This window comes from Tenacibaculum adriaticum (genome assembly GCF_008124875.1).
Classification (GTDB): Bacteria; Bacteroidota; Bacteroidia; order Flavobacteriales; family Flavobacteriaceae; genus Polaribacter; species Polaribacter adriaticus.
The window spans coordinates 148,362-169,408 of record NZ_VNIA01000003.1; the positions used below are offsets into that span (position 1 = coordinate 148,362).

Sequence of the window (21,047 nt, forward strand, 5' to 3'; positions counted from 1 at the left end):
ATGTTAGATAAGTTACAAATTGTTAAACAACGTTTTGATGAGGTGTCGGATTTAATTATTCAACCAGATATTATAACTGATCAAAAACGCTATGTAGAGCTTAATAAAGAATATAAAGATCTTGGTAAAGTGGTTAAAAAAGCCAACGAATACGAAGGTTTATTAAATAGTATTGCCGAGGCTAAAGAAATTATTTCTGATGGGAGTGATGCAGAAATGGTAGAAATGGCTAAGATGGAATTGGATGAAGCAACGAGTAGAATTCCTGTTTTAGAAGATGAAATTAAGTTTTTATTAATTCCAAGAGATCCAGAAGATGCTAAAAATGCTGTAGTAGAATTACGCGCTGGTACTGGTGGAGATGAAGCAAGTATTTTTGCAGGAGATTTATTTAGAATGTATTCTAAATATTGTGAAAGCAAAGGGTGGAAGGTTTCTATTGTAGATTATAGTGAAGGTACCAATGGTGGGTTTAAAGAAATTCAGTTTGAGGTTACTGGAGAAGATGTTTATGGGACTTTAAAGTTTGAAGCGGGTGTACATCGTGTGCAACGTGTACCGCAAACAGAAACACAAGGTAGAGTTCATACATCAGCAGCAACGTGTATGGTTTTTCCAGAAGCAGAAGAGTTTGATGTAGAAATTAACCCTAAAGATGTTCGTATCGATTTTTTCTGTTCGTCAGGACCAGGAGGTCAGTCGGTAAACACAACCTATTCTGCCGTACGTTTAACACATATTCCTACAGGTTTAGTAGCACAATGTCAAGATCAAAAATCGCAACATAAAAACAAGGAAAAAGCATTTAAGGTGTTACGTTCTCGTTTATACGATATGGAATTAGCGAAGAAACAAGCAGAAGACGCTTTAAAGCGTGGATCGATGGTAACTTCTGGAGACCGTTCTGCTAAAATTAGAACGTATAATTATCCGCAAGGCCGTGTAACAGATCATAGAATTGGGTTAACCTTATACGATTTGTCAAATATTGTAAATGGAGATATACAAAGAATTATTGATGAATTAATGCTTGCAGAGAACACTTCTAAGTTAAAAGAGTTAGGAGAAACAATATAAATAACCTCATCAAACGATTGGGTTATATACTGCATTTATTTTTTTCAATTGAAATCTATAAGAGTAATTTATTTAAGGGGTTAAAAAGAAGTCTTTATAAGTTAATGCTATTCTTTTATGATTTATTTAAGTGTTTACATTTGTGTAATTATTTATAACTCTAGTATATGGAAAGAGGTGCAATAGATTTTAAAAAATAAAAATTAAATTGTAAAAAAGCACTTGTACTTATTAGTACAAGTGCTTTTTAAATTACCACCTTACTCTTTCTTCTTCTTTATTATTTAATTCTTCAGAAAAAATCATCATATCTGATTTTTCTTTGATGCTTATTGCTTTATTACAATTAATTGCAATAGGACGTTGTAATAATCCGGGGTTATGTTTGATAATTTTTAACCAATCAGAAACTATGTAGTTATCTACATTACCAATACTTGGAGAGTCAGGATGCTCGGGAGAGAAAAGTTCACTCAAACGAACTCCAATCATATCTGCAATTTCTAACCATATCGTTTGCGAAATATTTTCATTACATATATTTACTGCTTGTATACGCTTATCAATGCTTTGAGCATAGGCTAACATTTCTTTTCCAAAATTTGATTCACATGAATAGATGTAAAGTAATTGTCTGTTGTCTTTTGCTAATACACTCATTGTTTAAATTTTATATAGCAAAAGTACCTTTGCAACTATTGTTATCTTAATTCAAATGGATCAATAATTAACTCATTTAAATAGATAGTGTTAATAATATTATATTTAATTAAGGATAGGAGGTAGAGGAAGAGGGGTTTAGCAGAATAATCATCTAAAGTAGCTATTTAATTAGTTCATTTAAAAAAAGCCGTTCGAATTTCGAACGGCCTTCGGGGGGAATCTAAGATAAACTTAGATTTAAAAAAAGAAAAATGAAGGGAATGTTTTAGGCTATTATAGTGATAATTTTAAGCCTTAAAATATTCATTCAAGGTTCTAATGATGTTTTAGCATTCTCAATAATATTCACAGCAAAAATATTATGGCTATCAATTATTAATCTATTACAAAAGGGTATTAAAATGCAATAAATGGGAAAAAAACATAAAGGATAGCGTTCTCTAGCTTTTTTTACGGTATTGTTTTGGACTTACACCATATTTATCTTTAAATATTTTTGAAGTGTATCCTGGAGAGTTAATACCTAATTGATAGCTTATTTCAGAGATAGTTAAATCAGTTTCTAGAAGTAAATCTCTCATTTTTTCAATTCGGTAATTGGTTACAAATTCTAAAACTGACATGCCAAATAATTTGTTAAAGCCTTGCTGTAGTCTTTTATTATTTAAGTTAACCTTATTGCCTAAGTCTGTAACCGTGCTAAAGCTTGCGACATCAGACTTTACTATCTTAGAAGCACGTAAAATATTTTCAGAGAACGTTCTTGATAAGCGTTTTTCATCTGCAGATAAAAATGAATTAGACGATATGGTGTTAAACTGTATACCTATTAATTGATAAATCAATCCTTCTAAATATATGCTTTCTGTAATACCTTCATAATTATTTTGAAAATATTTATTAAGTATGCTTAATGTGTTATGGTCATAATAATCTTCATAGAAATACGGATTAACACCGTTAACATCTCTTAATAAGTCTGATAGTTTTTCACTCATTACATCAACAAAATCTTCTACATAACTTTCAAATTCTTTCCTGTTAATTCTAATACTTAGTAATGATATATATTGGTTTTTAGGTAAGAAAATGGTGTGCTTCTGTCTAGCAATACTGGCCAGTGCTACTGAACCTTGTTCATTTAAGTATTCAGGTTCCTTTTTATCATGAAACTGATGTTTGAAACGAGCTTTTTTATTAATGATTATTTTTAAAGGATGTAATAGGCCTTGGTCATAAAGTAAATTGATTTCTTGCTTCAAATTTGCTTTAACTTCAAAGACTGATATACCAGACTTATAAAATCGTTGTTGGATACAGCCAGTGCCTATATTTTCAGGTAAGCAAAGCTTAGCATTGTTATTAGAAATATAATTTATAGGAACATTAAGTTCCTTAGCCATACTTTTAATAATTGCATTGGGAGTACCATCGTTAATATAAATGTTAATTGAATCCATTTGCACTGTTTGTTGTAAATACACTATTGATAGAATTAATAAAATTTTTAAAATATGTTAAATCGAAAGGATTCAACATATTACAAGTTTTTGTTTTATTTCTTTATAATTACTGTACGTTGTTTTTATCTTCGAAAAAAGGTATTTGATAGTTTTTTAACATCTAAAGATATAATTAACTCGGTTGTTCTAATTTTAATGACTTAAGTTGTTTCTTTTTTTTGCTACTAATCCAACTAATAGAGAAATAGATCCAATACCTAAGTTTATATAACTATAATCTGTGTTTGATGTAGGGTTGTAGTAGGAAATATTTGGAATCGTATATGGGAAAATAATCTTCAGTATACCATAGACTAATAAAAATAAGCCTGCAACTACTAAAAGTGTTTTCACAATCTTCATCATAATAAATTTTAATTATGAGTCAAAACTATAAACATATAAAGGAAAAGAGTTGCTTAATTAAAACAAATATTGACTCATATAATTTTTTTGTTGTTTTATATAGTTGAGTTTCTGAAAAACATCGCAACTTCAAAAATTAGTTTAATTTAAAAGACAAAGGGATAAAAGAAGCGAAACAGTTGTATAGATGAATCAATTTTATTGAGTTCCTTTTTATTATAGTATATAAAAGTTGTAAGGGGTATAAATATATTGTAACTTTGTGGTGTATTTGTATTCTATCCGTAAGGAGAAAATCTACGATTTTTTAGGTTATCACTAATTATAATTCTGATTCATTCAGATTTTAATATCTCGCAGAAGCTTTTTAAAGGTATTTTCTTTTCAATAGAACTATTTAAGTATAAATAGCCTATCGGCTATTGCCTATTTTTTAGGTACATTAAATCGATTAAAAATCATTAAAATTATTATATATGTTAAGAATAGTAGTCAAAGAAGGCGAAAATATAGAGAGAGCTTTAAAGCGTTATAAGCGTAAATTTAGAGATGTAAAGGTTTTACAAGAATTACGTGAGCGTAAGCAATTTACAAAACCATCTGTAGCGAAAAGAGCTGAAAAGAAAAAAGCAGCTTATATAGAACAGCTTTTTAAAGAAGATTAGAAATAAAAGTATAAAATAAAAACGCAACCAATTTGGTTGCGTTTTTATTTTTATAGTAGGTCGAAAGAGTTAAAAGTTATTTTTTAAGGTTAAAGTTAAGAAAGGTAGTTTATGGATAAAAAAAAGTAAATTGGCTAAAAAAATAATTGTTTATGAAGGATAAAAAAGCAATTAGAATAAGAATTGCAAATAATAGACATGAAAAAGAATTAAGAAGAAAGAATAAGTATTATAAGGACAAAATATCAAGACTGAGAGATTTTAATGGAAAAACTCAGAATATTGCAGAAATGAAGCATAATCTTCTCTCAGAAGATTTGAAATATATTTTTAATTGTAAAAAGGCTAATATTTTACAGCCATCAAGTTCATACTTTAATGTTCTGAAAGAGGCAGTTACTATTGAAGTACCCGAACCATTCTCTTTGGTTGATAATGCTGATAAGAGTTATAAGTTTATTAGTGATATTATTAATTGTCTTTATCATAATAGAGTTAGGAAATTAAATATTGATTATAAGAATTGTAAAACAATCCATTTAGGAGCTCAAATATATCTTGATATTCTTTTGAGGGATATGTTTAAATATTCAAGGCAGTTACATTCTAAATATCCTAATTTTTCTCACTTAGAAAGTGTTAAGCCAATTAATATTAATAATAAAAATGTAAGGAAACTACTTTATTCAATAGGTTCATATGCAATTTTAAAGAACGAAAAAGTAAAATATGATGATATAATACCATATAATTTATGTGAGTTTAAGGCTAATCCAAGTCCTTCTGCTAAAATGGTCAATATTGAAACAAAGGAGAGACATGTAACTGAAATGGTAGAATACGTCATTGAAAGCCTTGGTAGAATGGATAAAATTTTAACTTCAGAGAGTATTGAAAATTTAAGCATTATAATAGGAGAAGTCTTGATTAATGCTGAAGAACATTCAACAAATAATCATAGATTTTCAATTGGGTATTTTCAAGATTATAGTTCAAACTCTGAAGAGTATGGTATTTTTAATCTTGTTATTTTGAATTTTGGAGAGACTATTTATGATAAGTTTAAAGATGAAGATTGTGCTCGGCCAGATATAGTTAGACAAATGAAGGCTTTGTCTAATGATTATACTTCAAAAAATCTTTTTGGAACACAAATGAAAGAGGAAACATTATGGACTTTGTATGCTTTACAAGAAGAAGTAACTTCAGTTTCACCAAAGAAAAATATTAAAAGAGGTAATGGGTCGATTAAGTTCATTGAAAGTTTTTTCAATTTAAAAGGTAATAATGAAAATCAAGATAAAGTATCCAGATTAGCATTGTTGTCAGGTAATACTTCAATAGTATTTGATGGAACATATGGAATTAAAGAAAGTGAAAAAGGAGATGAGAAATTTAAGGTTATGACATTTAATAAATCTGCAGCCATTTCTGACAGACCAGACACAAAATATGTTAAATTTGTAAAAAATCATTTTCCTGGTACAATTATTAGTGCTCAAATATTAATTAGTAAAGATGATTTATTATGAAAGAAACAATTTTTGAATTAGAAGAATATAGAAGTAAGGGGTCTAAAGTATTTACAGGAAGGGACAAAGGTAAATATGTTAGAGAAGAATCTGAATTTGATAGTTTAGAGAAAAATAATGATAGTGTAACATTTGTGATACCAGATAATATTTTTTCTATAAACCCATCCTTTTTTGAAGAACTTCTAATCAATGTTGTTACTAAACTGGGTAAAGAAGGGTTTTTGAAAAAATTTAAGTTTAAAAATGAAGGAACTTATAAGTATGAAAAGCCTTTAAATGATGCTATTGATAGAATATTGAGAGAAAATAATGCTTTATGATGTTCTTGAATTTTTTTTCTGATAACATAACAACATTTGAAATTATAGAGAAAATATCAACAATAATTATTGCTGCTTTTACTTTATTTTTTAGTTGGTATATTTTTAAATATCAATCTGCAAAAAATGATAATGATTTAAAGTTAGATTGGTATAAACTCATTGTAGTTGAATCCAAGTTTGATATTTTTTTTGTTTTTTTTAAAAAGTTGAATTCTGCTCTTTTAAAGTTAAAAGATGATAATTTAACAATTCAAGTAAGAGAAGAAGTAAATAATCAAATTCTTGATGAACTTAATAAATTAGATTTAGATTTTATCTCTCTACTTTTAGCAGTAGATAAAATGCTTTACGAGTGCGTTAAAAACCAGTTTGATAAATTAATTGATGGTTTAACTGAAAAATTATCAAATGAGACTTTAAACCTTAATGAAGAAGAAGTGTTTAATGATGAAATTTCAAGTCATATAGCTGACTATAAAACACAAATTTTAAAAATGTTTGTTGATTTTAGAGGGAAAAATGACACACATAATAGTCTAATAGAAAGTTTTAAAGAAAAATACATAAATTAAAAAAAGAGAAAATAATGAACAATGTGTTTTTTGACTTATATATAAAGAAAAACTCTTTTTAATTTGATATTGAAAACCCTTACAAACACTAGATTTATAAGGGTTAAAAGTGGAGACGCCGAGAATCGAACTCGGGTCCAAACAAGCAGCCAAAAGGCTTTCTACATACTTAGTTCTTTCTTAATTTTCGACTAAGAACTGATTAAGAACAATCTGTTTTTAGCTTATCTTCTTTAGTTTCAAAAATTTGTCGAAGTGCCAAATTTTCTATGTTTACTTTTACGATGCCCAAAAATGAAACGCCGTAAACCAAGGCTTTTCGTGGACATAAAGCTTGCACACCTTGTGTGCCTAGGCTAATCTTACTATTAATTCAGATTAAGCAGCTAAAGCGTAGTTATCTTCGCCGTTTATAAAGTTGAAATAAGTTTAACGAGTAGTCATCTCAATCCTCGGTATGCTTACATTTTAACTGACCTTGCTGTCAAAACCAGTCGTCCCCATTATGTCAAAGAATCTTTATAACTAGTAATTTATTAAAAAACACACTATAAAGAAATTCGGATTGCGAAAGTATAAAAAATTTGCATACCCTTTTAATTACAGTTAATTTTATAGCAAAATTTATACCGATTCTTTTTACTGAAGGAATGTCAGGTTTTACAAACAACAAATTTCAAACCACTTTAACGATATATGAAATTCGGAATTATCAAAGAACGCAAAAATCCACCAGATAAACGCGTAGTATTTTCACCAAAAAAATTACAAGAGTTAAAAAAACAATTCCCACAAGCAGAAATTAAAGTAGAAAGTTCAGACATAAGAGTTTTTTCAGATGAAGCTTACAGAAATGCAGGAATAGAGGTCGTTGAAGATATCTCTGATTGTGATGTTATATTGGGAGTTAAAGAAGTTCCGGTTGAGGCATTAATTCCAAATAAAAAATATTTTTTCTTTTCTCATACCATAAAGAAGCAACCGTATAATAGAAAGTTGTTGAAAGCAATGTTAGAAAAAAACATTGAAATGTATGATCATGAAACTATTATAGAAGAAAATGGAGCGCGTTTGATTGGTTTTGGTCGTTATGCTGGTTTAGTTGGCGCTTATAATGGTTTTAGAGCTTTAGGTTTACGTGACGAATTGTTTAATCTACCTAAAGTAGAAACACTAGAAGATTTAGACGCGGTTAAAAGAGAATTGGATAAAATTAAGCTTCCAAATATTAAAATACTACTTTCAGGAACAGGGAAAGTAGCGTATGGAGCCAAAGAAATTTTAGATTATTTAGAAATTAAAGAAGTTAGTGATGCGTTGTATTTAACTTCAGAGTTTACTGAGCCAGTTTATTGCATGATAGATGTAATGGAATATAATAAGCGTAAAGATGGTAAAGTAGGTGATAAATTTGAGTTTTATAAAGATCCAACAGGATATGAAAGTAACTTTATGCCATATGCTAAAGTGACAGATTATTTTATTGCAGGTCATTTCTACGGAAATGGTGCACCTTTTTTATTTTCTAGAGAAGATGCTAAATCAAAAGATTTCAAAATAAAAACTATAGCAGATATCAGTTGTGATGTAGACGGGCCAGTTGCTTCCACTATAAGAGCTTCTACGATTGCAAATCCTATTTACGGCTACGATCCAGAAACAGAAACAGAGGTTGATTTTAAAGATGAAAAAGCAATTACAGTAATGGCTGTTGATAATTTGCCTTGTGAATTACCAAAAGACGCTAGTGAAGGTTTCGGGGAAATGTTTTTAAAGCATGTAGTTCCTGCGTTCTTCAATAATGACAAAAACGGGATTTTAGCCAGAGCAAAAATGACTAAAAATGGAAAATTGACGGAACGTTTTTTATACTTACAAGATTACGTAGACGGAAAATAATAAACAACAATAAATTGTCATTCCTGCGAAAGCGGGAATCTTTTTTATGATACCAGACAAACAATTTTTAATTGACACAGCCAATATGAGGATGCCTTATGGTAAATACAAAGGCACATACTTAATAGATATTCCTGAATATTATATTGTTTGGTATCGCAATAAAGGATTTCCGAAAGGAAAATTAGGAACAATGATGGGTTTGGTGTATGAATTAAAGTTAAACGGGTTAGAAGATATTCTTCGTAAATTAAGGAATTAATGAATCCAGTAGAAGAATACATGTTAAAACAAGAAGAACCGTTTAAGTCAATACTTTTGCATTTACAGTTGTTGATTGAAAGTTCATTTCCTGAAGTTGAGATGAAGTACAAGTGGAAAATTCCGGTGTATTATTTAGAAGGTCAACCTCTATGTTATTTGAACTGTGCGGTTAAAAAAGGTTTTGTAGATGTTGGTTTTTGGGCTAAAGATCATTTAGAAAACTACAATGAATTTTTAGTTTCTGAAGGAAGAAAAGTTGTGAAATCTCTTCGTTATTTTTCTGTTGACGAAGTTGATACAACTATTCTGATATCAGTTATTGAAGAAGCTATTAAGAAAAATCACAAAGGATTTTACAAAAGTAACTACTGAATTAAAAACTCAATTGCTACTTCTTTATCAATCAATAAAAATAATTGCAGAGCATTTGTGGGAGGAGTAATAGTAACAGAAGTAACACCATTTTTAGAGGTTACTTCAGGTTTTTGAGCATATGGTAAACCTAAAAAACCTACATGGATTTGCTGAGAAGGTTTTATGTTTTTTAGAATTATATCAATCTTTCCATTCTTATTTTTTGATAAAATTCCAGATTTTGGAGCTGTCAACTCAACATCTGATTTTAAAAACAAATGACTATAAATAGGCTGATTGTAGAATTCTTCTTTTTCCATTCTACCAACACGCAATCTCCAAATAGATTTTTCAGGGAAATGTGTTTTAAAATATTTTTTTGTTGAAATATTGAAGTAATACGGGTTAAAATTTCTCAGCCATTTTCCATTATTTTCATAACCTGCTCCCCAAGTTGTATCAATAAAAATCCACTTATTGTTAATTTTTACTGTGTTCCAAGCATGGTTAGGTTGTTGTTGAGGTTTTCCAATAGTATTTGAAGAGGTTCTTACATAACCAGTAATAACTTCATTTTCTATTTGTAATAAATCACATATTTTAGAAAATGTTTGAGCATATCCTTCACAAACTCCTTTCCTTGTAGAAAGTGTTTCAGCTACTGTTTTATTCTTTATTTCTTGTAGTTTTTGATCACGCTCTTCATTAGTTCGGTATCTAAAACTAATTTCTTTACGAGTTGGGTTATAGAATTCATCTAAATCGTACCGAATATTCTTTGTCATCCAACAAAAAATAGCTTTTACTTTATCTTCTTCAGATGAAAAGTCAAGTTCAATTTTGTGAGCTAATTTTTCAGCAGTTAACAATCCCGAATACAAATCCGTTTTTTCTTTTATAACAGAAAAATTTTGAGCTGATATTGAAAATGAAATCAGTAAAAAGAAAATTAATAAATACTTCATAGTTTCAGAAAAACAAAAACTATGCCTATAAAGTATTAACAACTTTACGTATTGCAACTAAATTCGTTAATAATTTTTCTAAATAAGCTAAATCAAGCATATTAGCACCGTCAGATTTTGCGTTTGCTGGATCAAAGTGAGTTTCTATAAATAATCCATCAACATTATTAACAACCCCTGCACGAGCAATGGTTTCAATCATATCTGGTCTACCACCAGTAACACCACTAGATTGATTTGGTTGTTGTAGCGAATGTGTTACATCTAAAACTGTTGGAGCATATTGACGCATTGTTGGAATTCCGCGGAAATCAACAATCATATCTTGGTATCCAAACATAGTTCCTCTATCGGTTATCCATGCTTTCTGGTTTCCTGAATCGTGTACTTTTCTTACTGCGTGTTGCATTGCTTCCGGACTCATAAATTGTCCTTTTTTCAAATTTACCACTTTTCCTGTTTTTGCTGCTGCAACAACTAAATCTGTTTGACGAACTAAAAAAGCAGGAATTTGTAAAACATCTACATATTCTGCAGCTTTAGCAGCATCAGAAACTTCATGAATATCTGTAACTGTAGGCACTTTAAAAGTTTCGGATACTTTTCGTAAAATTTTTAATGCTTTTTCATCACCAATACCTGTAAAACTATCCACTCTACTTCTGTTGGCTTTTTTAAAACTTCCTTTAAAAATATAAGGAATTTCTAACTTGTCTGTAATCGAAATCACTTTCTCTGCAATGCGCATAGCCATATCTTCGCCTTCTATAGCACAAGGACCAGCTAGTAAAAAAAAGTTGTTAGAATCGGCGTGTTTTATATTGGGAATAAGAGATAAATCCATCGTTAAAAATTTTTAACAAAACTACGAAATTAAATTATCTATCTTTAAACTTTAAATTTAATAAAAGATGAAAAAAACAATTCTATTTTTAAGTGCATTATTGCTATTGAGTTCTTGTAAAGTAAAAAATGATAAAACTTCGCTTTCTGCACAAAATTCTAGTGAAAAAACAATAACAAAGAAGAGTTTTGTTATTGATACAGCTACAGTAAAAAAACATTTATATACGTTGGCTTCGGATGAAATGGAAGGTAGAAAACCAGGAACAGCAGGAATAGAGAAAGCGGCTAAATATATAGAAGGTGAGTTTAAAAGAATAGGACTTAAAACTTATGAAAACCTTGATTCTTACCGTCAAAACTTTAAGGATAATGAAATAGAAATGTTTAATGTTATTGGTGTTTTAGAAGGAAAAAGTAAAAAAGATGAATATGTGGTAGTTTCTGCTCACTATGATCATTTAGGTAAAATGAAAGACGGGGAAGGAGATCGAATATATAATGGGGCTAATGATGATGCTTCTGGGGTAACTGGGGTGTTAGCATTAGCGGAATATTTTGCAAGTCAAAATCAAAATGAAAGAAGTATTGTTTTTGTAGCTTTTACTGCAGAAGAAATGGGGTTAATTGGTTCAAAACATTTTGGAAAAGATATAGATGCTTCTAAATATGTAGCTGGTATTAATTTAGAACTTATAGGGAAAGAACCAAAAACAGGTCCTAAAACCGCTTGGTTAACTGGTTTTGAAAGATCAGATTTTGGTAAAATCATTCAAAAAAATTTAGAAGGTACAGGATATAAATTGTTTCCAGATCCATATACTAAGTTTAATTTATTTTTTAGGTCAGACAATGCTTCTCTAGCTCGGTTAGGAGTGCCTTCTCATACATTTTCTACCACACCAATAGATATTGATAAAGATTACCACAAAGTTTCTGATGAAGCAGAAACTTTAGATGTTTCAATTATTGTAGAAACAATTAAAGCTGTAGCGAAGGGTACTGAAAGTATCATCAACGGAAAGGATACACCAGCAAGAGTAGTTATTGAGGAGTAATTTGAGAATGTGGTAATTTTGAATATTGTTTTTTAGTAATACTGTTAAAATTTAATTAAAATTTTGATATATTCGCGAAGTTAACAATTAAAAACCCTTCGAAATGAAAAAAACAATGTTAAGTCTTGCAGTGGTAATTACGATGTTTTCGTGTTCTAAAAACGAAGAAATTCCTGTACAAGAAGAGCAAGCAGAAGTGCTATCAAGAAAAGAAATTAATGCTAAAATTAAAGAGTCGGTTGAAACGACAGGAGATTTTAGATGGTCTAACTCAGATGTTCATACAATATGGAGTGCATTAAAGCATGGGAATGACATCCTTACTATAGGTTATGGTATTTCTAAAACTGAATTTAAAAGAAGTGCTGAGTCTGAAAATGTTAAAGATGAGTTAATTAGTCTTGTTAATAATATTGAAGAAAAACATACCGCATCTAAAGGAACTAAAGAGTTACATATTGATGAAGTCATCAATGTAATTGATATGAAAGTTACCAGTAAAGAAACAATTGAAACTTTGCTTAAAGACCCTAGAGTTAGGTATATAGAGCCTGGTGATTATAGTGTTTTTGAAGATACTGATGAGTTACAGGCAAGATCAGAAGGTAAATCTGGTTGTGGATATTCATCAAGTTCATTAGCTTCACCAGATTATAGAACAGTAGCCCCAGGAGCAAGAGTGCCATGGTCTTTCGATGCACATAATATTCCAGCTGCTTGGGATTACAGTACAGGGCAAGGCATAACTGTTGCAGTAGTAGATACAGGTTTATCGTCGGAACAAAAATGGATGAATCAATATTTTAATGATGGCTATTCTTCTGGGAGAACAGTTCAGAGATACGGAACGTTTGTAGATTCTATTTGGCCTTGGTCAGATAATTATGATGGTGTAAACGATAAATGTGGTCATGGAACAAGCATGGCTTCGGTTGCAACAGCACCCAGAAATAACGATAACTTACCAGTAGGTGTAGCCTATAACGCAAATTTAGTTACTTATAGGGCTGTAGAAAACGTAGTGGTTGATGACTATCATGAAAAACAAGGAGTTGCAGATGCCTTAACATCTTTAGGAAATAGAAGTGACGTAAGGGTTATTTCAATGTCTATTGGATCTCCATTTAGTATAGGTAAAGTAGAAGATGCTGTAAAATATGCTTATAGTAAAGGAAAGATGATGATTGCTGCAGGAGGTACTTCAACTTCATTTACTACTTGGTATGGTGTTATTTTCCCTGCTTGGATGAGTGAAACTGTTGCGGTAACTGGTGTAAAAGAGGGACAATATGATAATTGTGACGTTTGTCATACAGGATCTGAAATTGAGTTTACTGTACAAATGCAACGTACAAATGGTACAGATAATAAAGTACCAGTATTAAGTTATTATGATCAAGCAACTGATTACGTTGGAGGTTCATCTGTAGCAACGGCTACAACAGCTGGAATTGCAGCGTTAGTTTGGGCAAAACATCCAACTTGGACACGCGATCAAGTATTAAACAAGATGCGTCAATCTGGAGATTATTATCCAAATAAGCATTCAGAATATGGTTACGGAAATATTAATGCTTTAGAAGCAGTTCAATAATCAACTAAATTCACTAATCTGAAAAGAGTTCCGCATTTTGTGGGACTCTTTTTGTTTTTAAAAGGAATAATTTATTGATGTTCTTTTAAAATCATTTATGAATGATTTTTATTAAATTAGTTACTCAAAATATCTACAGATGAAAAAGTTGAAATACTTATTACTATTAACAATTGTTGCTTGTTCTTCTCCAAAAGTGGTATATGATTATGATTCTAAAATGAATTTTAATCAGTATAAAACCTTTGACTTTTTTGAAGATGCTGGTAAAGGTTTGAATGAATTAGATCTTAAAAGAATTACTGCCGAAATTAGTCAAAATTTGAATAAGAAAGGATTAAGGCATTCTAATACACCAGATTTTTACATCAATATACTTTCTAAGACACGAGAAGTACAGAGTAGAAATACGGTAGGAATTGGAGTTGGAGGTGGAAGAAGAAATGTAGGTTTCGGTATTTCTGGAGGAATCCCAATTAGTTCTAAAAAATTAAATCAACAGTTGACAATTGATTTTGTAGAGAGCAAAGAAAACCAGTTAATATGGCAAGCTATTTTAGAAAGTGAAATAAACGAACAAACCTCACCACAAGAAAGAGATGTACATTATAAAAAAATAATAGGAAAGATTCTTGCAGGGTATCCTCCTAAAAAATAAAAAGCCTCTGATTATTCAGAGGCTTTTAGTACTATAATTTTTTTAGAATTGATAACGAATACCTAATCCGAAATCAGAATTAAAACCGTCATAAATATCATTACTAAACCCAATTTCTGGTCTAAAATCAAACGAAATTAATAAAGGAATATCAAAATTGTATTCAATACCAATAACTCCCGCACCAAAAAGAAAAGTATTAGAGTTGTCGGTAGCTTTGTTTTTCCAGCTACCTAGTCCACCACCAGCACCAACATACCAGTTAAATTGATCTTCTAATTGCCAAACCCATTGGTACAATGCAGTCGCTTTAAAAGCACTATAGCCACTATCGCCACGAAGTCCTAAATCTAATTCTAAACGATTGTCGCTACTTAATTTGTGTTGGTAAGAAACTTCTCCTCCAAAACCATTATTATCTCCAAAACGAAGTCCGATGGCATTTTCAGAAATACTTTGTGCGTTTACGCTAAAAAAAGATACACAAACTAAAGCTAGTGTAAAAATTACATTTTTCATATTTAATAATTATAATTAGTTTACTTTTAATCGAACTCCTTTAGAATGACTGCTAAACTCAGGAGCATACATACTTTGTATGGTTGTTATACCGTTACTAAAATCTCCTGCATTATTTACTCGTACATCGTATTCAAATATATAAATTCCTTTTGATAAACGATTAAAAAAGAAATTTGTTGCAGCATCTTTTGTGCTTTCGTAATAACCTAAGCCGTCTTGCCATTTGTATTGAGAAAGTACATTTATCGGTTCAACACCCGATGCTCTCATGTCTTTCATATGGATAAATTCCATGTCTCTATCTACACGCAACTCAATACGAACGGTTAATAAATCTCCCACCTTTAAGTTTGTGTCATTGGTAACTTCTTGGAGTTCTTTACCAGTATCAGAATTAATTTTTTTAAAGAGCTCTTTTTTCAGTTTTAACGGAGTTTCAGCAGAAGTAATTTTATCTAAATCTTCAAAATATTGCCAATACAATCCGCCCCAAGCAATATTTTTTTCTGTAGATGAAATGGTAATTTCACTCATTTTAGGTGTAATTTCAGGACCATTCCAAGAGGTTTTAAAATAACCTGTACCAGCTTCTACTTGTACGTCTTTCATTTTTGAAGGCTCAATTTTAATATCACCTAGTTTTAGATCTACCATATCAGTAACTGAAATCCAATTGCTCCCTTGTAGTAATAAGGCATACACTGCTTCGGTAGTTGCCTTGGTTGTTTTCCATTGATTTACTTGTTTGTTTTTTAGTAGCCAAATTTTCAAATTATCAATGGTTTCTATATCATTTTCAATTTCTGAAAAAGCTTCAATTAATAGTGCTTGTGTTTCGATAGGAGCTTGGTGCCAAAACCAACTTGGTTGATTTGCTTTCCAGTACATTCCCAGTTCTTCGGAAGTAATACTATTCTCTCTTAATGATGCTAGAATTTTACTTGAAATACTTTTATTTTTACTTCTATATTGAACCAAAGCAATCATCCCTTTTCCATATAAATTAAAATCGTTCCAGTATTTCGCTGACTGATTTTTGTAATACTCAATCGCTTTTTTTGTTTTATTGTTGATAGAAATATCAGTATAAAAACTACGCATATATAGATAGTGAAGCTCAAAATAACCAATATGTTTTTGCGATAAAAAGGCTTCGTATTTCTTTACACCGTCTTTTGCTTTAATTTTTTCAGCACGATCTAATAATTTATCATAGATCTCTATCAATTCATAATCTAAAAACTGAACAGCTTTGTTAATCATAGTTTCTGTAGAATCATCAAAAGTAGAAACTCCTAATTTTTTTAAATGACCAAATCCAGAAACAATATGTTGTGTTATATATGCACTTGGATAATTTCCACCTTTAAACCATGGAAAACCACCGTTATTTAGTTGAATATTCTCCAATTTATTGATGGCGATTTCTTGCTCTCTTTTCATTTTGTTTAAATCGAACAACAAAGCAATTCGTTTTTTCTGTTCTGTTTCCGATTGAGCATCTCGTAACCATGGAGTTTCTTGAATAATTAACGATTTTAATTCCTGATTTTTCTCTAAATTACTCAACAAAGCATCCGAAGATTTCCAAGAATTAAATACTTCTTGTATTCTCGGATTTGAATTCGCAATATGACTTGCCAATGTGTTAGCATAATAACGGGCAAAAGTTTGCTCCGAACATTCATATGGATATTCCATTAAATACGGTAATGCTTGTACTGCATACCAAGCAGGATTTGAAGTAACTTCTAACGTTAGTTTGTGATTTTTTAATGTAGTTGAGGTGTTATTTTTCAATTTATCTAACGTAAATGTTTTGGTTTGATTCGAACGAACCCACATTGGCAACGTTTCGGTCACTAATATGCGATTGGTTAAAACTGGAAGTGCATTTTGTTCTCCGTCAGAAAAATCTCCCGCTTTCGCTACTACTTTGTACTGAAGCGCATCAATAGTTTCAGGAATCGTTAAATCCCAAGAAACATTAGTATTACCTTCTTTATCAACCTTAAAAGACTGACTGCTGTTTTCTGAAACATCAAATAAATTAACATCTTTACCTGTAACCGCATCGGTTAATATGAGTTGAGCTAAACCTTGTAGGTTTTTGTCAGATAGATTTGAGATTTTTGCACTCAATGTTATTTGATCTCCATGACGTAAAAAACGCGGAGCGTTAGGAACCACCATTAACTCTTTTTGAGTTACCGTTTCTAAGGTTTTGGTTGCAGAATGCAATTCTTTGGTATGTGCTAACAATTGTAACTTCCATTTTGTTAAAGCTTCTGGAGCCGTGAAATTGAACTGAACATTTCCGTTTTTATCTGTGGTTAAATGTGGATAGAAAAAAGCGGTTTCTTGTAAGTTTTTACGAGTTTTAATGTCTTTTAAAGGATTTAGTTTTTCTGTTATTAGATCTATTTCTTTCTTTTTATCAGAGGCATTATACCCTGTAACAACAGCTTCTTCTAAATCCTGTTCATTATCCTGTATAGTTTCTATTTTAGCAGCTTTCATTTTTTGAGGTGCAACTCCTGAAACTTTACCTCTCATAGCAAACATCATATTTCTATTATTTCCGAAATAAAACCCGAACCAATTTAATTGATCATAACCTTGTGATTGGCATTGATTGCTATAGTCGTCGTTTATATTCTGAATAGAGAAATATGAATTCCCAAAACTTAGATGGGCATTTGTATTTGTGTACACATAATATTGTGGTTTTTGAATTGGATTAAAATTCCAGTTATGTGGTTTAAATTGATCTAAAGAGGCATCGTACATACCTGCTAATAATTCGGCAGTTACTTTATCTTTTTTAGTACCTTTTACAGTGAAACTCCATGTCTGATTTTCTCCTGGTTGTAATTTATCTCTAAACGTTTTAGTAAGAATCTCTAAATCGGTTTTAGGATACGGAACATTTACCAATATATTGCCATTTACAAAAGAGTTGTAGTTTACCAAATGGTACTTAATACCAAATCCACCTTCATCTTTTTTCGTTACAGGAACCGTAAAAGTTTTACTGTTTTTATTCAAGTGAATATAATGAGATTCTATAATTTTACGTTCTTTTTCTACAAACAACATTACCATTACATCATCAGAATTTGTGCTTACTGTTATTTTTGCTTTATCGCCAACTTGATACGTTTTTTTATCAGTGGTAATCTCAATTAACTGATTGTCTGATGGCAGTTTTTCATCCGAAGAAAGAACAGAAAAGAATTGTTTATCGGTAACTTTTTGGTTGAATTTATCCTGCGATTCTAACTCAACCACATATTTTCCAGCGGTCCAATTTTTAATTTTCTTGAGCTTTAATTCTTTGTCTTTTTCGGTGTTGAATTCTTCATGAAATACCATGATTCCTTTTTGCCAATTGATGTAGTTATCTTCATTGGTATAGGCATCATGAGGAAATTTTTGTTTGAATTCTTTTTTAGAAATAGTTTGATAATCGGGCGCTTCCCAAGGTCTTTTACGTAACGGAAATTCTGGTGCAATTAATTTATAGATTTTTATTTTCCCTTTTGCAGGAACAAATTCTCCGTTTAAATTTTTGGTGGTAATTTTTATAGTCTGATTTTTTTCTGAGGTGTTTAACTCGTCATCTATTTTAATAGTGGCTATTAATGAATGATATCCTACTTTTACGTTCGTGGTTGCACTGCGAGTTTCACCATTAATATCGGTAACATCTGCAGTAATTACATAGGTAAAAACAGGTAATTTTTTTTTGTCGACACTTTCATCTGCTAAAGCTTTAAAGTTGATTGTAAAATTCCCTGATGTATCGGTAATACTTTCTCCATGTGTAATTTCTTGAGGTTCTGAGGTAAAACTAGGTCTAAACCAATACCACCAACGTGGGTATTCTACCTGTCTGTGTACACGATACACAACTTTAGCTTCTGTAATATTGGCTCCAGAAAATGCTTTTGCAAAACCATTTACGATAATACTATCGTTAATTTTATAACTTTCGGTTACCGATTTAAAATCAGTTTCAAACTTTGGACGTTTGTATTCTTCTACCGAAATTGATTGATAACCTGTATCTCCGTCAATTTCAGCTTCTATATTAAAAAGTCCCGTTAATCCTGTGTTTGGTAAAATAAATTCACCAGAGAAAGAACCAAATTCATTGGTTTTTAATTCGAGTTCTTTAACTGTTTGTCCGTTAACATCATTAAGTGTAATGGTTACTGTTTTGTTAGTAGCAATTTCTGATTTTTCTTTAAAGGTTTTCATCGAAATCCCTTTAAAATATACAGTTTGTCCTGGTCTGTATATGCTTCTGTCGGTAAATAAAAAAGTTTGTGTATAGGCCTCAATTGTTTGGTCTCTTCTTTCGTATCGTCGATTAATGTAAAATTGCCCAAAAGTAGCTTCGTCATCTTTGTAAGTTACAACTGCTTTTACATTGCTATAATAATTCGTGTTAGGATTGAAGAAAAACTCTCCGTTTTTATCCGTTCTAAATGACTTGTCAATTTTATTATTGCGATAGTTGGTGGTTGTATTTAGAAATCTAACTTTTGCATTAGCAATAGGTTTACCTGTGTTTCTATCCAAAATTTGATAAATGTTACTGTCTTCTTCATTTCTATTGATAAAAGCTAAATTGGTAACTTGAATAGGAGTAGTGCCAAAAGTTGTGTTTTCTAATAAGTTCTCTTTTGATGAAGCTACGATTAAATAGTTGCCTTGCGCTAATTTAGGAACAATAACTTCTGTAGAATGCTGTTGGTAATCATGTTCATTTTTTAAAGAAGCTTTCCATGAGCTAACTTTATTCAGTTTGTTGATGAACTTAATTTTTTCTTTCTCTTCATAGGTTTTGTTTAGTTCCTCAATTTGTGGTTCTGAAATTGTGTACATAGAAAAGTGTAACTCTTTCATGTTTTTATAAGTAACTAAAACCTTAGAATATTCTTTAATAGATATATGTTTTTCAGCAACAATTTGTAATGATTTAGATAAAATTTGATGTTTTAAAAGTTGACATTTTTTTGCGCCATCACTCTTTGGAAATTGTTTAATTACTTCTTCGCAAATAGCTAGGACATCTTTGTTTTTAAAACGATGTATTTCGTTATTTTTTGGTTGATAAGAATTTGCTTGTTGATTATAAATTTGAGCAATTTCATAAGCATACAAACCAGAAGACTCTCTGTTTTTATATTGGTTTTTTGAGGTTTCTAAGACTTTTAAATATAGGGCTTCTTTGTTGGTGAAAGTTGCGTGTTGATTCACGAATTGTAAACGTTCTAAATCAACATCAACCAAAGCTTTTGTATTTTTTCTTAGTTGATGAAAAGCAATTAAATCTTGATATATTTTAATTGCATTATATTGTAATGATAAAGTGTCTTTTGTAGTTATATTAAGTTTAGAGAATGTTTTTGCATCACTTAACAATTCTGGATTTTCAATTTTAAATTGATATGCAGGTTTTGTAATGTTTGTTTCATTAGTTTTATAAAACTCTAAACTATTATGTGCTAAAAAATCATATAGTGATGGTCTGTATAATTTTGAGTCTTTAGCAACTTGTAAAATATCTTTAAAAGTGCGAATATCGACTTCTTTTAGTTGCGATTTATTCTCTAAAGAAGCTTGATAATGAGCATGTATTTCAGTAAAAAGAGTGTTTAAATCCCATGTTCTAAAATCGTCTTTATTAACTTTTTCAGCGGTTTTTGTACGGTTGTAAAACTTCCATCTATTTTGATTAAAGTATTGCCAGTGTAAATTAGCAAGTATACTTTGCAATACATTTTTTGTAGGAAAATTACTCTTTGTAATATGCTCTTTAAATTGATTTATAATTTTTAATTGGGCATTTTCCTCTAGCGATAATGAGAATTTACTTTTGTATAAAAGTGTTTTAACGAGTTGAGGAGAATTACTGTCTTTTTCAGCTTTTTGATAAATTTCTTCCACCACTTTTAAAGCTGATTTTGGCAGGTTGTCTAATTCAAATTGTTGAACCTTATCCCACAGATTTTTGTAGTTGTTCTGAGCGTTAATGGTTGTTGAAAATAATAAAATCATTAGCAATATTGGTGTCAGTTTTTTCATAACTTAAATTCTTAATTACTTATCAAATCTCTATATTTATTAAATAACGTACAATTTGAAATGTGTAAAATAATACTTTGAATGAGTAAAT

General features: G+C 30.4%; 18 protein-coding genes and 1 other RNA gene. 11 read left to right on the forward strand and 8 right to left on the reverse strand.

Annotated elements, in window-relative coordinates; genetic code table 11:
• Positions 1 to 1,077 carry a peptide chain release factor 1 gene (prfA, locus tag C7447_RS09680; RefSeq protein ID WP_148870317.1) on the forward strand — a complete coding sequence of 359 codons (1,077 nt, stop codon included), beginning with the start codon at positions 1 to 3 and terminating at the stop codon, positions 1,075 to 1,077.
• A gap of 252 nt (positions 1,078 to 1,329) precedes the next feature.
• On the opposite strand, the gene C7447_RS09685 is transcribed toward prfA, so the two are convergent.
• The 3 genes from C7447_RS09685 to C7447_RS09695 form a co-directional block, all read right to left on the reverse strand.
• The gene (locus C7447_RS09685) at positions 1,330 to 1,737 is read right to left on the reverse strand and encodes a hypothetical protein (protein WP_148870318.1); all 408 of its coding nucleotides are present in this window, start codon (positions 1,735 to 1,737) and stop codon (positions 1,330 to 1,332) included.
• A gap of 443 nt (positions 1,738 to 2,180) precedes the next feature.
• Entirely contained in the window at positions 2,181 to 3,200 is a 1,020-nt protein-coding gene (locus C7447_RS09690; RefSeq protein WP_148870319.1) for a helix-turn-helix domain-containing protein, read from the reverse strand.
• Positions 3,201 to 3,395: 195 nt separating this feature from the next.
• Positions 3,396 to 3,608: a hypothetical protein gene (locus C7447_RS09695; protein ID WP_148870320.1), complete on the reverse strand. Its 213-nt coding sequence runs from the start codon at positions 3,606 to 3,608 to the stop codon at positions 3,396 to 3,398.
• A 476-nt stretch (positions 3,609 to 4,084) separates the two neighbouring features.
• Here C7447_RS09695 and rpsU point away from each other — a divergent pair, with 476 nt between their 5' ends.
• The 4 genes from rpsU (at position 4,085) to C7447_RS09715 (ending at position 6,703) form a co-directional block, all read left to right on the forward strand.
• The gene (rpsU, locus tag C7447_RS09700; protein ID WP_148870321.1) at positions 4,085 to 4,273 is read left to right on the forward strand and encodes a 30S ribosomal protein S21; all 189 of its coding nucleotides are present in this window, start codon (positions 4,085 to 4,087) and stop codon (positions 4,271 to 4,273) included.
• Between the two features lie 152 nt (positions 4,274 to 4,425).
• The gene (locus C7447_RS09705; RefSeq protein ID WP_148870322.1) at positions 4,426 to 5,805 is read left to right on the forward strand and encodes a hypothetical protein; all 1,380 of its coding nucleotides are present in this window, start codon (positions 4,426 to 4,428) and stop codon (positions 5,803 to 5,805) included.
• A complete protein-coding gene (locus tag C7447_RS09710) occupies positions 5,802 to 6,128 on the forward strand; it encodes a DUF4325 domain-containing protein (protein ID WP_148870323.1) in 327 nt (108 codons plus the stop codon). The genes C7447_RS09705 and C7447_RS09710 overlap by 4 nt, the downstream gene beginning before the upstream one ends.
• Entirely contained in the window at positions 6,125 to 6,703 is a 579-nt protein-coding gene (locus C7447_RS09715) for a hypothetical protein (protein WP_148870324.1), read from the forward strand. Before C7447_RS09710 ends, C7447_RS09715 begins: the two co-directional genes overlap by 4 nt.
• Before the next feature lie 107 nt (positions 6,704 to 6,810).
• On the opposite strand, the gene ssrA is transcribed toward C7447_RS09715, so the two are convergent.
• Positions 6,811 to 7,205, reverse strand: a transfer-messenger RNA (tmRNA) gene (ssrA, locus tag C7447_RS09720).
• A 194-nt stretch (positions 7,206 to 7,399) separates the two neighbouring features.
• On the opposite strand from ssrA, the gene C7447_RS09725 reads away from it, so the two are divergent.
• Genes C7447_RS09725 through C7447_RS09735 form a run of 3 tightly spaced genes read left to right on the forward strand, consistent with a single transcriptional unit; the run spans position 7,400 to position 9,238 of the window.
• Positions 7,400 to 8,602: an NAD(P)-dependent oxidoreductase gene (locus tag C7447_RS09725; RefSeq protein WP_148870325.1), complete on the forward strand. Its 1,203-nt coding sequence runs from the start codon at positions 7,400 to 7,402 to the stop codon at positions 8,600 to 8,602.
• 46 nt (positions 8,603 to 8,648) lie between these two features.
• Entirely contained in the window at positions 8,649 to 8,864 is a 216-nt protein-coding gene (locus C7447_RS09730; RefSeq protein ID WP_148870326.1) for a DUF3820 family protein, read from the forward strand.
• Complete coding sequence (locus tag C7447_RS09735; RefSeq protein ID WP_148870327.1) at positions 8,864 to 9,238, forward strand: DUF1801 domain-containing protein; 375 nt, start codon at positions 8,864 to 8,866, stop codon at positions 9,236 to 9,238. Before C7447_RS09730 ends, C7447_RS09735 begins: the two co-directional genes overlap by 1 nt.
• Here C7447_RS09735 and C7447_RS09740 read toward each other — a convergent pair.
• Positions 9,232 to 10,185 carry a transglutaminase domain-containing protein gene (locus C7447_RS09740; RefSeq protein ID WP_148870328.1) on the reverse strand — a complete coding sequence of 318 codons (954 nt, stop codon included), beginning with the start codon at positions 10,183 to 10,185 and terminating at the stop codon, positions 9,232 to 9,234. The two genes, C7447_RS09735 and C7447_RS09740, sit on opposite strands and share 7 nt — an antisense overlap.
• A gap of 25 nt (positions 10,186 to 10,210) precedes the next feature.
• A complete protein-coding gene (gene kdsA, locus C7447_RS09745) occupies positions 10,211 to 11,029 on the reverse strand; it encodes a 3-deoxy-8-phosphooctulonate synthase (protein ID WP_148870329.1) in 819 nt (272 codons plus the stop codon).
• Positions 11,030 to 11,096: 67 nt separating this feature from the next.
• Here kdsA and C7447_RS09750 point away from each other — a divergent pair, with 67 nt between their 5' ends.
• From C7447_RS09750 to C7447_RS09760, 3 genes are all read left to right on the forward strand, one after another.
• On the forward strand, positions 11,097 to 12,086 hold the full coding sequence (locus tag C7447_RS09750) for a M20/M25/M40 family metallo-hydrolase (RefSeq protein WP_148870330.1): 990 nt from the start codon (positions 11,097 to 11,099) through the stop codon (positions 12,084 to 12,086).
• A gap of 103 nt (positions 12,087 to 12,189) precedes the next feature.
• On the forward strand, positions 12,190 to 13,680 hold the full coding sequence (locus tag C7447_RS09755) for a S8 family peptidase (protein ID WP_148870331.1): 1,491 nt from the start codon (positions 12,190 to 12,192) through the stop codon (positions 13,678 to 13,680).
• Between the two features lie 139 nt (positions 13,681 to 13,819).
• Entirely contained in the window at positions 13,820 to 14,338 is a 519-nt protein-coding gene (locus tag C7447_RS09760; RefSeq protein ID WP_148870332.1) for a DUF4136 domain-containing protein, read from the forward strand.
• 42 nt (positions 14,339 to 14,380) lie between these two features.
• Here the strand turns inward: C7447_RS09760 and C7447_RS09765 are convergent, their stop codons facing one another.
• The gene (locus C7447_RS09765) at positions 14,381 to 14,857 is read right to left on the reverse strand and encodes a hypothetical protein (protein ID WP_148870333.1); all 477 of its coding nucleotides are present in this window, start codon (positions 14,855 to 14,857) and stop codon (positions 14,381 to 14,383) included.
• Positions 14,858 to 14,872: 15 nt separating this feature from the next.
• The gene (locus C7447_RS09770; RefSeq protein ID WP_148870334.1) at positions 14,873 to 20,956 is read right to left on the reverse strand and encodes an alpha-2-macroglobulin family protein; all 6,084 of its coding nucleotides are present in this window, start codon (positions 20,954 to 20,956) and stop codon (positions 14,873 to 14,875) included.
• Positions 20,957 to 21,047 lie beyond the last annotated feature (91 nt).

Coding starts and splice junctions, on each gene's coding strand:
- C7447_RS09760 (WP_148870332.1), top strand. CDS start 13,820: ATGAAAAAGTTGAAATACTTATTACTATTAACAATTGTTGCTTGTTCT.
- C7447_RS09750 (WP_148870330.1), top strand. CDS start 11,097: ATGAAAAAAACAATTCTATTTTTAAGTGCATTATTGCTATTGAGTTCT.
- C7447_RS09730 (WP_148870326.1), top strand. CDS start 8,649: ATGATACCAGACAAACAATTTTTAATTGACACAGCCAATATGAGGATG.
- C7447_RS09690 (WP_148870319.1), bottom strand. CDS start 3,200: ATGGATTCAATTAACATTTATATTAACGATGGTACTCCCAATGCAATT.
- rpsU (WP_148870321.1), top strand. CDS start 4,085: ATGTTAAGAATAGTAGTCAAAGAAGGCGAAAATATAGAGAGAGCTTTA.
- C7447_RS09770 (WP_148870334.1), bottom strand. CDS start 20,956: ATGAAAAAACTGACACCAATATTGCTAATGATTTTATTATTTTCAACA.
- C7447_RS09685 (WP_148870318.1), bottom strand. CDS start 1,737: ATGAGTGTATTAGCAAAAGACAACAGACAATTACTTTACATCTATTCA.
- kdsA (WP_148870329.1), bottom strand. CDS start 11,029: ATGGATTTATCTCTTATTCCCAATATAAAACACGCCGATTCTAACAAC.
- C7447_RS09755 (WP_148870331.1), top strand. CDS start 12,190: ATGAAAAAAACAATGTTAAGTCTTGCAGTGGTAATTACGATGTTTTCG.
- C7447_RS09695 (WP_148870320.1), bottom strand. CDS start 3,608: ATGATGAAGATTGTGAAAACACTTTTAGTAGTTGCAGGCTTATTTTTA.
- C7447_RS09740 (WP_148870328.1), bottom strand. CDS start 10,185: ATGAAGTATTTATTAATTTTCTTTTTACTGATTTCATTTTCAATATCA.
- prfA (WP_148870317.1), top strand. CDS start 1: ATGTTAGATAAGTTACAAATTGTTAAACAACGTTTTGATGAGGTGTCG.
- C7447_RS09735 (WP_148870327.1), top strand. CDS start 8,864: ATGAATCCAGTAGAAGAATACATGTTAAAACAAGAAGAACCGTTTAAG.
- C7447_RS09705 (WP_148870322.1), top strand. CDS start 4,426: ATGAAGGATAAAAAAGCAATTAGAATAAGAATTGCAAATAATAGACAT.
- C7447_RS09725 (WP_148870325.1), top strand. CDS start 7,400: ATGAAATTCGGAATTATCAAAGAACGCAAAAATCCACCAGATAAACGC.
- C7447_RS09710 (WP_148870323.1), top strand. CDS start 5,802: ATGAAAGAAACAATTTTTGAATTAGAAGAATATAGAAGTAAGGGGTCT.
- C7447_RS09715 (WP_148870324.1), top strand. CDS start 6,125: ATGATGTTCTTGAATTTTTTTTCTGATAACATAACAACATTTGAAATT.
- C7447_RS09765 (WP_148870333.1), bottom strand. CDS start 14,857: ATGAAAAATGTAATTTTTACACTAGCTTTAGTTTGTGTATCTTTTTTT.